This window comes from Sporosarcina sp. NCCP-2331 (assembly GCF_023707945.1).
Taxonomy (GTDB): Bacteria; Bacillota; Bacilli; order Bacillales_A; family Planococcaceae; genus Sporosarcina; species Sporosarcina cascadiensis.
On sequence record NZ_BRCD01000034.1, the window covers coordinates 18,356 to 31,597 of the forward strand.

Below are 13,242 nucleotides of genomic sequence, written 5' to 3' on the forward strand. Positions count from 1 at the left end.
TATAAGGACAAGTTGACTGAATGTCTATTTGTTCTCAAGACTCGTTCTTCAGCAGCACTTTTTTCATCTTCTTGGCAAATTCATTGCGAGGAATCATGACGCTGTGGCCGCAGCCCTCACATTTAATTCGGATATCGGCACCCATGCGGATGATCTTCCATGCATTGTTGCCGCAAGGGTGCTGCTTTTTCATTTCCACTACGTCATGCAAATTAAATTCTTTCTCCGCCATCTCCTGAATCCCCTCTCTTCTTTTCTTCGTACAGAACCATTCTCGGATAAGGCATTTCAATCCCGTTCTGGTCCATGAACTTCTTCAAATCCTGTCTCAATTTACGTCCGACTCCAAAGTTTGCAACCGGCTCCGTTTCAGCCATGATCCGCAGTACAATCCGCGAAGGCTCAATATTCTGCACACCGAGCACCTCGGGAATCCCTATTACCTGACTGTAACGTTCCTTGGGCAGATTCTTCAAAAACTCTTTTATCAGCTCTTCGGCATGATCGATATCCGTCTCGTATGACACACCGATATCCAACAGTACGAGCGAGTTCGTCACGGAAAAGTTAATGACCTCACCGATCTGACCGTTCGGCACCGTATACAGTTCGCCTCCGAACAAAGCTATTTTCGTCGTGCGCAGACCAATTTCCGTCACAGTTCCTTCTGCCGCGTTAATTCGCACATAGTCTCCGACGCCGAATTGATCTTCAAAAATAATGAAAAACCCGGAAATCACATCTTTCACTAAACTCTGTGCACCGAAACCGACAGCAAGACCGAGGACCCCCGCACCAGCCAGCAGTCCTTTTACATCAATTTCAAACTCTGTCAGGATAGCCAGGATGGCGGAAAAATACACGACATATTTGAGTGTATTCTCCAGCAGTTTAATCAACGTTTTTTCACGTCGATCAGACTTCTGCGTCGGGCTTTTCAGTTTTATGGCAAAAAACCGCCGGATCATCACTTGACCGACTTTTACTAAAATACCCGCCACAACAACGATCATAATAATTTTAAACACAAAAAGTCCGGTATCCAGCCAAAATGCTGTATCAAAAATCGTATCGTTTGCATGTTTAGCGGTTTGGTCTACTACATCCTTCAGCTTCTCTTCCACGCCTTCCAGATTTTCTTTCACGTCTGCTTTTGCAGGTACTGTCATGGAAAGAAATCCTCCTTTCGTATAAACCTCACCCCCTGAGGCTATACTTCACAGCAATACGCACTGATCTTCATTGTTCACCGTACTTCATATAAAAATTCATAAAGGACTGGTGTTTCCCTATGTATATTGCTGAGCCTTCTTCTTATCACTACCGAATACCCTATAAAGAGTCCGGTGTCATATGGAAATTAAGTTCTTACTTTCTAGAACATATCCCGTTCAAACAGCAGCCAATTGTCTTCTACTGCATTGGCACGGACCGTTCCACTGGTGATTCACTCGGCCCTCTGACCGGTTCCTATTTATCCGAATTAAGTCTGTTCCCTTACCCGGTCATCGGTACATTGCAGGAACCGCTGCATGCTTTAAATCTAAAGCAGCGCACAGAACAGACAACCGTTTTACATCCAGACGCTTTTGCCGTAGCCATAGATGCCTGCCTCAGTAAAAGGGACGCAGTCGGGGATCTATTGTTCCATAGCGGACCGATTTCTCCAGGTAAAGCAGTAGGTAAAGAACTGCCCCCTGTCGGTGATGTCTCGATCAAAGGAATCGTCAATATTGCGGGCTTTATGGAGCAGGCAGTCCTGCAAAGCACACGGCTGCATCTGCCGTTCGAAATGAGCCGGATCATCGGCAGAGCCCTGCAGCTTGCCCATCACCGTCAGAAGTCAGAAAGCATAGACAATCGTTACGGCAACCGCCACTACGGCGATCCCCGGAATGAAGTTCGCTATCCTGATTTTCGTCAGGCCGATTAAATTCAAGCCAATCGCTGCAATCATTAAACCGCCGGTAGCTGTCATTTCAGAAATAAAGAATTGCAGCAGATCATCCGGCACAAAACGGCTGATAATTGAAGCCAGAAACGTAATACTTCCTTGATATAAGAATAGCGGTACAGCGGAAAACGCCACGCCAATTCCAAGTGTCGAACTTAAGATGATGGAAGTGAATCCATCCAGTATGCCTTTCATCACCAGCACATTGTGGTCATTTCGCAAGCCACTGTCAATCGCTCCGATGATCGCCATGGAGCCTACACAGAATATGAGCGTAGCGGTAACGAATCCCTGCGCTATACCCGGCCCTTCCTTTTTCGCAGGAAGTTTCCCTTCTATCCATTGGCCAAGCAGATTAATCTTACCATCAAGATCCATCCATTCTCCAATGATCGCGCCAATAACTATACTGACAATCACGATGACAATCTGCGTTGTCGCAAATGTCATCTGCAGACCGATTGCGACAATAGCCAGCCCAATACCATACATGATCGTCTCTTTCATCCGCTCGGGAATTCCATGCAAAAAGCGGCCAATCAATGTACCGAGTATTATCGTCAACACATTAAATAAAGAACCAAATAACACCATACCGTCACGTCCATGTTCTATTCAAGATTCCGCCAGAGGCTTTTATCTGTATACAGACAAAACCTATTTTGCTGTTTTGCAAAATAGGCAGTTACATCCAATTATTCATTCAATAATTCAAGTATTCTTTCGAAATCTTCATCGGAGAAAAACTCAATTTCGATTTTTCCTTTGTTTTTCGTCTTTTTGATCGTAACATTCGTTCCGAACTGTTCACGCAGCGTAGTTTCCTGAGCTGCAATGAAGACGTCTTTCTTTGGTTCTTTTTTTGTTTCACGTGGAACATCTTCGTTTAATTGCTGAACCAGTCTTTCCAACTGGCGAACATTCAAGTGTTCTTTCTTCGTCTTTTCAGCAATCAATAAAATTTGTTCTTTTTTTCGCAGTCCCAGCAATGTTCGGCCATGTCCCATCGTTAACTTCCCCTGGGAAATGTCTTTTCTCACTTGCTCCGGCAACGTCAGCAACCGTACATGATTCGCAATATGCGGTCTGCTCTTGCCTAATCTGAAAGCAAGCTGCTCCTGTGTCAGATGAAGGTTTTCCATCAGTTTCTGATAAGCTTCCGCCACTTCAATCGGTGTCAAATCTTCTCGCTGCAAGTTTTCCAAGATCGCCATTTCCATTGACTGTTCATCTGACAATTCGCGGATGACGGCCGGTACTTCCTTTTTCCCAGCTAGTTTAGAAGCACGGTAGCGCCGTTCCCCTACGACAATTTCGTACTGTGTTCCTGCTTTACGCACAATAATCGGCTGTAAAACACCGTGTTCTTTAATGGATTCACTTAATTCCGCAAGCGATGCGTCATCAAACTCTTTTCGAGGCTGATAAGGATTCACAATGATGCTGTTCAACCGCAGAAGCTCTACCTTTTCCAGTGACTCGCCAGGAAATAATGCATTCAGACCTTTACCTAGACCTTTACTCATTCTCCACCACTTCCTTTGCCAACTCTAAATAGACTTCCGCACCCTTTGAACGCATATCATACATAATAATCGGTTTTCCATGGCTGGGTGCTTCGCTTAATCTGACATTCCGCGGAATAATAGTCCGATATACTTTGTCTTGGAAATACTTTTTAACCTCTTCAATGACTTGAATCCCCAAATTTGTACGCGCATCGAACATTGTAAGCAACACACCGTCAATATACAGTTGATCATTCAGATGTTTTTGAACGAGACGAATGGTACTGAGGAGCTGACTAAGTCCTTCCAAAGCGTAATACTCGCATTGCACAGGAATAATAATCGAGTCAGCCGCTGTTAATGCATTTAACGTCAGCAGTCCCAATGAAGGCGGACAGTCAATGATGACATAGTCGTATTCATCCTTAATATCCTGAATGGCGTGCTTCATTCGCACTTCCCGCGAAATTGTCGACACCAGTTCAATTTCAGCGCCTGCTAAAGATATGGTTGCAGGAACAATTTCTAAGTTTTCAATTTCTGTTTGGAGTATCACGTCTTTTACCGGCACGTCATCGATCAGGATACTGTAAATACAGTCCTGCACATCTCCTTTATTAATACCCACTCCGCTTGTCGCATTTCCTTGAGGATCAGAGTCGATTAAAAGCACTTTCTTGCCGATATGGGCAAGGCATGCGCTTAAGTTTACAGAAGTCGTCGTTTTACCGACTCCTCCTTTTTGATTTGCTATGGCAATAATCTTACCCACTCTAGCACCTGCTTTCCTTCTTAGTTCTCTCTATTTAACCTAACGTGCGCTATATACTATAAAATTAAGTGTCTTCACCAAAGGGGAAATGGGAGGAGACCGTTTCCCTGCGTTCCAGGCGGACGCGTTCCGGAGGGCCCTCGGTGAGCCAAGCGAACAGCGAAGGGTTCGCTTTGCCGTATTTCTGCGCTCTTTGCAGAAATTAAGGCAATACAGGGTTCCTTCTGCCACCTTCTTTCGCTTCGCTCCCTTTAGTTGTCTCATCCTATCGGGCTGATCCTCCCCGAGTGTTTTTAGCCGCGGGCTCACACGAAGTGAGTCATGCAACCGTTGCCGCAGGACGCGGCGTACTTAGGTTGCCTTCCACTTCGGTACACTGGCTGGTTTTTCAATACTTTTCATGTAATTGACAGTATGAGCATACTATTTGAGATTTTTATTATAGGTAAGGCATGCACTGCCTACCATTCTGTAAAGGCTTAGATTCTTGTGATCAATGAATTTACAAAGTCGAGAAACGAAAACCATACTAACTAAATCCACACTTTGTAAAAGAGCAGTATGACATACTTTCTCTAACACCAGCGAAGGTGCAACTGCGGGGTCGGCCGTTGCTAAGCGAACGGCATAGGGTTCGCTTTGCCGTATTTCTGCGTCCTTTGCAGAAATTAAGGCAGTGATGCACTCTCTTCGCCAGTAGGCTCATAGCGTAAGGCAATCCTCTAGCGCCGAGGCGGGTTAAAACTGTAACACGAATTTCGCATTTCGTACGTGACAGGTTGTTATGATCAAATTTTGGTGCAGACTCAAAATTATTAGACTAAATTTTTAACTCTCTTATTCATTTTATCATCTTCACTAGACGAACTCTATTGATATATAACAAAACTCTTGCTACAGCTGCGCAGCAAGAGTTTTTTAGTCGTTACTTTTTAGGTATTTTAACTGTGATTGTGTAGAATTCTTCTGAGTCCACTTCTTCCGATTCTACGTCAATCCCGCTTTTGCTCATGAGCGAAAGCGATTGTCTCAGTGTATTCACTGCAATTCGCACATCTTTGCTGACTGCTTTTCGACGGGGTGCTTTTTTCTTGGCAGGCTGCGCTTTTTCACTGGGATGCAGAATTTCTTGGATTCGTTCTTCAAGCTGTTTGACGTTATAATGATTCGCCTTCGCTTCTTCCATTACTTCTAACTGAAGAACAGCATCTTTCAACGGCAGCAAAGCACGCGCATGCCGTTCGGAAATCTGCTGATGTAAAATGGCGTCCTGCACTTCTTCAGGCAGCTTTAATAAACGCATTTTATTAGCGATTGTAGACTGCCCTTTACCTAATCGCTGAGCCAATGCTTCTTGCGTCAGTTCGTGAAGTTTCAGCAGATTTTCGTAAGCATAGGCTTCCTCAATCGCAGTCAGTTCTTCACGCTGCAAGTTTTCAATCAAAGCAATTGAAGCTGTTTCCTTATCGCTGAGATTTCGAACGATTGCCGGAACTTCTGACCAGCCCAGCTTGCGCATGGCACGGTATCTTCTTTCTCCTGCAATGATTTCATACTGTTCTTCATCCATTTGACGAATTACAATTGGCTGAATCACACCATGCGTATGAATGGTTCTAGCGAGTTCTTCAATTTTCTCCTCACTAAAAATCGTTCGCGGCTGGAATTGATTCGGTTTAATCATGTCAATTGCAATTTGTTCTACCTTTTCAAGTTGATGGGCCTCTTCTTCTATAGCACCCATCTTCTCTCCCCCACCAAAAAAGCGCGAAAAAGTATTTTTCAACCCCTGCACCACCTTTTCGAAACTAGTCCCTCTTACCATTCTATCTCTTTTTTTGTTCCACGTGAAACACTTTTACAAATTTAGTCTGTAATAGGTGTCTTATTAGGCACCCCGGCTTTGCGCGGATACTTTTTTGGAGTTTGTTTCTTCTTATCAAATATGAAAATATGCCGTTCACTATTTTCAACCGGCAATAAAAATTCATGCTCTTCCTGCAATACTGCACCGAGTAATTTTACTGCTCTTGCACCATCCTGTAATTCTTCTGCGGCAGCCGCGCCTTTCATTGCAACAAATAATCCGCCCTGCTTCACTAATGGCAGGCATAACTCAGATAGCACGGATAGACGCGCAACCGCACGGGCTGTAACTAAATCAAACTGTTCGCGAAACTTCGGATTGCGTCCAAACTCTTCTGCCCTGGCATGAACAAAAGCCACCTTTTCCAATTTCAATTCACTTGCCAGATGATTTAAGAAGGTTATCCGTTTATTCAATGAATCAACAATCGTCACTTCGAGATGAGGATAGCAAATTTTCAATGGAATACTTGGAAATCCTGCACCTGCACCCACATCGCAAACGGATTTGACAGATGTCAGATCCATGTAGAATGAACTAGTGATCGAATCATAGAAATGCTTTAGATAAACGGATGGTGCGTCAGTGATCGCGGTCAAATTCATTTTTTCATTCCACTCTACGAGCACTTCAAAATAGCGCTTGAATTGCTGCTTCTGTGCGTCCGACAATTCAATGCCTTTCTGCTTCAATGCTTCGTAAAACTCTTCTTCCGTCATGTTCTCATTCCTTTTCAAAAAGACTGACGCCTGTAAGCGCCAGTCATATACTCAACCGGATACTTTTGCGATTTTCCCCTGCTCAATGTAGACCAGCAAGATGGAGATATCAGAAGGATTAACACCTGAAATACGGGAAGCCTGTGCAATCGACAATGGCTGTACAGCTTTCAGATTCGCTTTCGCTTCTTTCGCAATTCCTGAAATCGCATCATAATCAATGTGCTCCGGAATCCGCTTATTCTCCATCTTCTTCATTCGTTCTACTTGCTGCATGGACTTTTCGATATATCCTTCATACTTAATGAAAATTTCTACTTGCTCCGCCACTTCCTCATTCATTTCTTCAAGAGGAGGAACGATTTTACGCAAATCACTGTATTTCATTTCAGGCCGCTTCAAAAGATCGGCAGCTTTCATTGGTTCACGAAGTGCTGTGCCCCCTGATTCAGCGATGATAGCCTGAATTTCTTCAGTTGGTTTAATGGAAACTTTACGAAGGTTATCTATTTCTGCTTCGATCTGCGCTTTCTTCGTCAAGAATTTTTCGTGACGCTCTTCGCTGATCATGCCATTTTGATAGCCGATTTCCGTCAAACGCATATCTGCATTATCATGGCGTAATAGTAAACGATATTCTGCTCTTGAAGTCAGTAAACGGTATGGCTCACTTGTGCCTTTCGTGACCAAGTCATCGACCAGCACTCCGATATACGCATCACTGCGCGCCAACACAACTTCCTCTTTTCCAAGAACGTTGCACGCGGCATTAATTCCGGCCATCAATCCTTGTGCAGCCGCTTCCTCATAACCGGATGTTCCGTTAATTTGGCCGGCCGTATAAAGGTTTTTAATTTTCTTTGTTTCCAGTGTCGGCCATAACTGCGTGGCAATGACGGAATCATACTCAATTGCATATCCAGCACGCATCATTTCCGCTTTCTCAAGTCCCGGAACGCTGGCAATCAAACGATGCTGCACATGTTCAGGTAGACTTGTGGAAAGCCCCTGCACATATACTTCACGCGTATTGCGCCCTTCAGGTTCCAGAAAAATCTGGTGACGGGATTTATCTGCAAAGCGGACGATTTTATCTTCAATAGAAGGACAATAGCTGGGCCCCTTCCCTTTAATCATGCCGGAATACATCGGCGACAAATGAAGATTTTCATTGATGATTTCGTGTGTCTCAGGCGTTGTGTATGTCAGCCAGCACGGCAGCTGATCCATGATGAACTCCGTCGTTTCATAGCTGAATGACCGCGGTACGTCGTCGCCCGGCTGTATTTCTGTTTTGCTGTAATCAATCGTATTGGCATTGATCCGCGGCGGTGTGCCTGTTTTAAAGCGCACTGTCTTCAAGCCGAGTTCCTGCAAGTGATCTGCAAGCTTTATAGAAGGCATCTGATTATTCGGGCCGCTGGAATACTTCAGGTCGCCGATGATGACTTCCCCGCGTAAAAATGTGCCCGTAGTGATGATAACTGTTTTCGCACGGAAAATGGCACCGATTTGCGTTACGACACCTTTTACCTCATCGTCCTCTACAATTAATCGCTCGACAACCGCCTGACGCAGTGTCAGATTCGGCTGTTCTTCAAGCACTCGTTTCATTTCCTGCTGATACAGCACTTTGTCGGCCTGCGCGCGCAGTGCACGGACAGCCGGACCTTTCCCTGTATTCAACAGACGCATTTGAATATGCGTTTTATCTATTACTTTCGCCATCACACCGCCGAGTGCGTCAATTTCACGCACGACGATTCCTTTTGCAGGACCTCCGAGAGACGGGTTGCAGGGCATGAAAGCGATCATATCTAAATTCATTGTTAACACTAAAGTCGATGCGCCCATTTTCGCTGCAGCATAAGCAGCTTCTGCGCCGGCATGTCCAGCACCAATGACGATACAATCGAACGTGCCTGCTTCAAATTGTGGCATGTTCGTTCATCCTTCCTATATATAAAATGGTTATTTTCCGAGGCAGAATTTTGAAAACAACTCTTTAATTAAACTATCTTGAACGGTATCCCCGATGATTTCACCGAGAATTTCCCATGTACGTGTCACATCTATCTGAATCATGTCAACCGGTACACCCGACTGAGCTGCCTGAACCGCATCCTCTATCGTATTGCGCGCCTGTTTCAACAGTGCAATATGACGGGCATTGGAAACATACGTCGGGTCATTTGATTCAATTGCTCCTCCAAAAAATAGCGAGGCAATTGCTTCTTCCAATTCTGTGATGCCTTGCTCCTGCAGAATAGAAGTGGTGATCACACGCTCTTCTCCCGCCAATTCCTTCACCCGCTGCAAATCAATTTTTGCCGGCAAGTCGGTCTTATTGACGATGACCAGGACGTCCATCCCATCCACTGCTTCAAATAACCGTTCATCTTCCTCGGTCAGCGGCTCTGAACTGCTGACCATCAACAGAATCAAATCGGCTTCTTTCAGCACCTGTCTGGAACGTTCCACACCAATTCGCTCCACAATGTCTTCGGTTTCCCGGATCCCTGCTGTGTCAACCAGACGCAGCGGAACTCCTCTTACATTGACATACTCTTCTATAATATCACGGGTCGTGCCTGCAATGTCAGTCACAATTGCTTTATTTTCTTGAACTAAGCTATTGAGCAATGAAGACTTTCCGACATTCGGACGCCCGACAATAACGGTAGACAGTCCTTCGCGTAAAATCTTCCCCTGCGAAGAAGTCCGTAATAACTGATCGATTTCATCGCGCACCCATTCCCCTTTTTCAATCATCAAGGGAATCGTCACTTCTTCCACATCATCGTATTCCGGATAATCAATGTTTACTTCCACCTGTGCCAGTGTTTCGAGAAGAGCCTGACGCAGCTGGCCGATTAAATGGGACAGCTTTCCTTCCATTTGATTGAGCGCTACATTCATCGCTTTATCCGTTTTGGCTCTGATGAGATCCATAACTGCTTCAGCCTGCGATAAATCAATCCGACCATTTAGAAATGCCCGCTTGGTGAACTCGCCTGGTTCCGCCAATCTCGCCCCTTCTGACAAAACAAGTGTTAATACCCGATTGACTGAAGTGATTCCTCCATGACAATTGATTTCCACGATGTCTTCCCGTGTGAACGTCTTAGGTCCTTTCATAATAGAGACCATGACTTCCTCCACTGTTTCCTCTGTAGCGGGATCGTGTAAATGTCCGTAATGAATGGTATGAGTGGGCTGTTCGCATAACGGTTTGGCTGCAGGTGAACGGAATATGCGGTCTGCAATTTTCCATGCGTCTTCTCCGCTGATCCGAACAATTGCGATGGCTCCCTCTCCCATTGGAGTTGAAATGGCGGCTATTGTATCAAAATGCAAGTTTTTCACCTTCCTGGCTTCGTTATCCACATGTGAATATCTTCAACGCGGACACAGCTTTCTAACATCCTATATTATCATAAATCGTCGAAATCTCCTAGCATGCGAAATGAAAAGTTGTGGATAATTTGTCTTGCTGCAGAATTACGTTCATTCTCGAGGATTTCTGACGAATAAAACTTGTGGATATGGCAGTATGTTTGAAGGAAATCGGGCAATGTGCGGCCGGCAGTTGTTTTGGTTTGGCGCGGTGTTGAATGGTTTTGTTGCTCTTCCTACCGCTTTTGGCGCGGATCCGGGCTGTTTTGGTGCGCGCAGCTAAAATCCAGACTAAAAAAGCTGTCCGGAAGTGATTTCTCACCTTCTGGACAGCTCTTTCGAATTATTCAATTCCTTTAATGACGATGTGGCGGTATGGGTCTTTGCCATCTGAGAATGTCTCCACGTCCAATCTGCGTGATAAGGCGTTGTGGATGACTTTTCTTTCGTAGGAAGGCATCGGTTCGAGTGCTACCTGTTGTCTTGTGCGGATTGCCCGGTCAGCCATGCGGTCTGCGAGCTGTTCAAGTGATTGTTCACGGCGTTCACGGTAATCACCTACGTCGACGCGTACAATCTTGAACTGGTTCGTGACTTTGTTGGTGACCAGCTGGGCCAGTTGCTGGATAGCGTTGAGTGTCTGGCCTCTTTTTCCGATTAAGAAAGCAGCTTTTTCACTTTCCAGATGGAAATTCATGTACTTTCCTTTGGTTTCGCAAGTAATCACTAAATCCGTAATTCCCATTTCTTTTGCCATATCATCTATATAGCACTTCGTTTCTTCAATTGCTTCTTGCTCATTACATTTCTTCGCTCGTGCGAGATCTTCGTCTGTACTTTCAGCAGCTTCATGGAAGATGACGGCGGGTTCTGGTTCTTCGTCTGTATCAATTTCTGGCTCGGGATTCAGAACAGCCTGCGGTGCCGGCTCTGTAACAAGAGGCGGTACTTCACTGTCCTCTGTCAGTATAACTGAAGTTTCCGGTTCAGGTTTTTCTTCTTTTATAGAAGGAACTGATTCCGGTTTTACCTCAGTTTGTGTAACTGTTACGAGAACTTCCGCATCTTTGGCCCCAAAGCCCAAAAAACCTTTTCTTCCGTTTTCAAGCACTTCTATTTCAACTTCATCTTTTGTTACACCCAGGTCCTGTAAAGCCGATTTAATCGCTAGCTCAACGGTTGCAGCCCTTTGTGTAAGTTGCTTCATTTCTTTTTCCCTCCTGTTTTTACTACGTCAACCTCTTTGGGTTTATCAAATGGTTTGTAGATAAAAATGTTTTGGATTAATGAAATGATATTTCCGACGACCCAGTACAAAGCAAGTGCGGACGGCACGAATGCACCGAATACCATGATCATGAACGGCATGATATACATCATCGTTTTCATCTGCGGATTATCCATTGCAGGTCCTGTGCGAAGTACCATTAGCTGAAATAACCCGGCGATGACTGCAAATATGATACTCGGTGTACCGAGTGCAACTCCGAGGAAGCTTCCCAATTCAATGGTCGGTGTAGCATTCATTCGGCTGATTGCGTGATAGAAACCAATGAAGATCGGCATCTGGATAATGACAGGAAGACATCCGGCTACCGGATTGATTTTCTCATTGATCATGATCTGCTGCATTTCTTCCTGATACTTCTTCTGCGTCACAGCATCTTTCGACTTATACTTTTCTTTTAGCGCTTTCAAACGCGGCTGAATTTCCTGCATGCGTTTTGAACTTTTCGTCTGTTGAATGATTAATGGAAGCAATGCGGTACGAATGATTGCTGTAACGACAATAATCGCCAGTCCATAAGTTCCAAGCCATCCTTTAAATGTCGTAATTAATGAAACGAGCGGCCAGACGATGTACTCGTTCCAAATCCCTGTACTCTCTGCTGTAATCGGTTGCTTGAACTCTGAACACCCTGCCATAAAGACAGCAACAACAACGAGCAGCGAAAGAAATACTAATTTCTTTTTCACATTTTTTCCCCCAAACAGTAGCAAGCTGATTTCTCAACTTTTTTCTCAGTTTATCATGATGACTCCAAACGTTCTACTTCTTATATGCTTTTGCAATTCGCAGGACATGCTGCAGATTTTTCTTGGCCGTATGGAAATCAAGCGTGGCAGCTTGATTTCTTGCGATAATAACATAATCGAGATCCTGTCTGACCTCATCCTTCATCTCCAGAAATGCTTGCCGTATATAGCGTTTCACTTGATTTCTAGTGACTGCATTTCCTACTTTCTTGCTGACGGACAGTCCGATTCGAAACTCTTCCTGGTCCTCTTTTTTATAGGTATAGACAATAAATTGGCGGTTGGCAAAAGATTTCCCTTTCTTAAAAACCGTCTGAAATTCTTTATTTTTTTTAATTCGCTGGCTCTTCTTCACGTTTCCACCTGCTTTAATTTTCTTCAGCTTCCAAGCCGATCTTCGTAGGTATTAGCTTAAACAGCAAAAAAAAAACCACTGATAAGTCAGTGGCCTTATGCTGAAAGAACTTTTCTTCCTTTACGACGACGAGCTGCTAAAATTCTACGGCCGTTTTTTGAACTCATTCTCTGACGGAATCCGTGGACTTTACTGCGTTTACGTTTATTTGGTTGGAATGTACGTTTCATTTCGTAAGACACCTCCTGCTTTGATTGTCTCTTTTACTATTGTGACAGTCTTGAATAGTATAGCGACCCAGTAAAAGAATGTCAATGATTTTATAATGATGCAATCTGGTTCTCACTTGAGTTTGTCTATAAATCCTAATAAGTTATCCACAGTCTTCTGAACTTCACTTCTGGACAAAGTGTGTGCATATAAAAATTGTGGATTTTTTGTTCCGGCATTTGTCGACAAGTTTTTCACATACCAAGGCTTGTGGATAACCACTTTATGCACAGCTGAAGGGATTGTGAATAAATCGTTAGACTCCTTGTCAATATTCAGGTTCCCTGTTACAATTAAAAAGCTTTTATTGTGTGCATAATTATTTTATAAATTCTTATCCACAGTTGTGAATACAGTGTGGATA

15 protein-coding genes are annotated in these 13,242 nt (G+C 44.2%); 2 read left to right on the forward strand and 13 right to left on the reverse strand.

Going from position 1 to position 13,242, the window contains the following annotated elements; all coding sequences use genetic code 11:
- Window positions 1-34: 34 nt before the first annotated feature.
- On the reverse strand, window positions 35-232 hold the full coding sequence (locus NCCP2331_RS16005) for a DUF951 domain-containing protein (RefSeq protein ID WP_153721528.1): 198 nt from the start codon (window positions 230-232) through the stop codon (window positions 35-37).
- A complete protein-coding gene (locus NCCP2331_RS16010; RefSeq protein ID WP_251671799.1) occupies window positions 213-1,169 on the reverse strand; it encodes a mechanosensitive ion channel family protein in 957 nt (318 codons plus the stop codon). The genes NCCP2331_RS16005 and NCCP2331_RS16010 overlap by 20 nt, the downstream gene beginning before the upstream one ends.
- 122 nt (window positions 1,170-1,291) lie before the next feature.
- Here NCCP2331_RS16010 and yyaC point away from each other — a divergent pair, with 122 nt between their 5' ends.
- The gene (gene yyaC / locus NCCP2331_RS16015) at window positions 1,292-1,933 is read left to right on the forward strand and encodes a spore protease YyaC (protein ID WP_251671800.1); all 642 of its coding nucleotides are present in this window, start codon (window positions 1,292-1,294) and stop codon (window positions 1,931-1,933) included.
- On the opposite strand, the gene NCCP2331_RS16020 is transcribed toward yyaC, so the two are convergent.
- The 7 genes from NCCP2331_RS16020 to mnmE all read right to left on the reverse strand — a co-directional run bounded on the left by NCCP2331_RS16020 (window position 1,844) and on the right by mnmE (window position 10,177).
- Complete coding sequence (locus NCCP2331_RS16020) at window positions 1,844-2,548, reverse strand: DUF554 domain-containing protein (protein ID WP_251671801.1); 705 nt, start codon at window positions 2,546-2,548, stop codon at window positions 1,844-1,846. The two genes, yyaC and NCCP2331_RS16020, sit on opposite strands and share 90 nt — an antisense overlap.
- Window positions 2,549-2,649: 101 nt before the next feature.
- Window positions 2,650-3,480, reverse strand: coding sequence for a ParB/RepB/Spo0J family partition protein (locus NCCP2331_RS16025; RefSeq protein WP_251671802.1), 831 nt, complete (start codon window positions 3,478-3,480; stop codon window positions 2,650-2,652).
- The gene (locus NCCP2331_RS16030; protein ID WP_153721523.1) at window positions 3,473-4,234 is read right to left on the reverse strand and encodes a ParA family protein; all 762 of its coding nucleotides are present in this window, start codon (window positions 4,232-4,234) and stop codon (window positions 3,473-3,475) included. Before NCCP2331_RS16030 ends, NCCP2331_RS16025 begins: the two co-directional genes overlap by 8 nt.
- Before the next feature lie 925 nt (window positions 4,235-5,159).
- The gene (gene noc / locus NCCP2331_RS16035) at window positions 5,160-6,020 is read right to left on the reverse strand and encodes a nucleoid occlusion protein (RefSeq protein ID WP_153721522.1); all 861 of its coding nucleotides are present in this window, start codon (window positions 6,018-6,020) and stop codon (window positions 5,160-5,162) included.
- An 80-nt stretch (window positions 6,021-6,100) separates the two neighbouring features.
- The gene (gene rsmG / locus NCCP2331_RS16040; RefSeq protein ID WP_251671806.1) at window positions 6,101-6,820 is read right to left on the reverse strand and encodes a 16S rRNA (guanine(527)-N(7))-methyltransferase RsmG; all 720 of its coding nucleotides are present in this window, start codon (window positions 6,818-6,820) and stop codon (window positions 6,101-6,103) included.
- 51 nt (window positions 6,821-6,871) lie between these two features.
- On the reverse strand, window positions 6,872-8,761 hold the full coding sequence (gene mnmG / locus NCCP2331_RS16045) for a tRNA uridine-5-carboxymethylaminomethyl(34) synthesis enzyme MnmG (RefSeq protein ID WP_251671803.1): 1,890 nt from the start codon (window positions 8,759-8,761) through the stop codon (window positions 6,872-6,874).
- Between the two features lie 30 nt (window positions 8,762-8,791).
- On the reverse strand, window positions 8,792-10,177 hold the full coding sequence (mnmE, locus tag NCCP2331_RS16050) for a tRNA uridine-5-carboxymethylaminomethyl(34) synthesis GTPase MnmE (RefSeq protein ID WP_153721520.1): 1,386 nt from the start codon (window positions 10,175-10,177) through the stop codon (window positions 8,792-8,794).
- Between the two features lie 196 nt (window positions 10,178-10,373).
- Between mnmE and NCCP2331_RS18420 the strand changes: the two genes are divergently transcribed.
- Complete coding sequence (locus NCCP2331_RS18420) at window positions 10,374-10,499, forward strand: hypothetical protein (protein WP_264879261.1); 126 nt, start codon at window positions 10,374-10,376, stop codon at window positions 10,497-10,499.
- A 60-nt stretch (window positions 10,500-10,559) separates the two neighbouring features.
- Here NCCP2331_RS18420 and jag read toward each other — a convergent pair whose 3' ends face one another.
- From jag to rpmH, 4 genes are all read right to left on the reverse strand, one after another.
- Window positions 10,560-11,423 (reverse strand): RNA-binding cell elongation regulator Jag/EloR, encoded by an 864-nt coding sequence (jag, locus tag NCCP2331_RS16055; protein ID WP_251671804.1) that lies wholly within the window; start codon window positions 11,421-11,423, stop codon window positions 10,560-10,562.
- Entirely contained in the window at window positions 11,420-12,193 is a 774-nt protein-coding gene (yidC, locus tag NCCP2331_RS16060) for a membrane protein insertase YidC (protein WP_153721518.1), read from the reverse strand. Before yidC ends, jag begins: the two co-directional genes overlap by 4 nt.
- Before the next feature lie 73 nt (window positions 12,194-12,266).
- Window positions 12,267-12,608, reverse strand: a complete 342-nt coding sequence (gene rnpA, locus NCCP2331_RS16065; protein WP_153721517.1) for a ribonuclease P protein component — start codon at window positions 12,606-12,608, stop codon at window positions 12,267-12,269.
- Between the two features lie 95 nt (window positions 12,609-12,703).
- Window positions 12,704-12,838: a 50S ribosomal protein L34 gene (gene rpmH / locus NCCP2331_RS16070; RefSeq protein WP_114925257.1), complete on the reverse strand. Its 135-nt coding sequence runs from the start codon at window positions 12,836-12,838 to the stop codon at window positions 12,704-12,706.
- Window positions 12,839-13,242 lie beyond the last annotated feature (404 nt).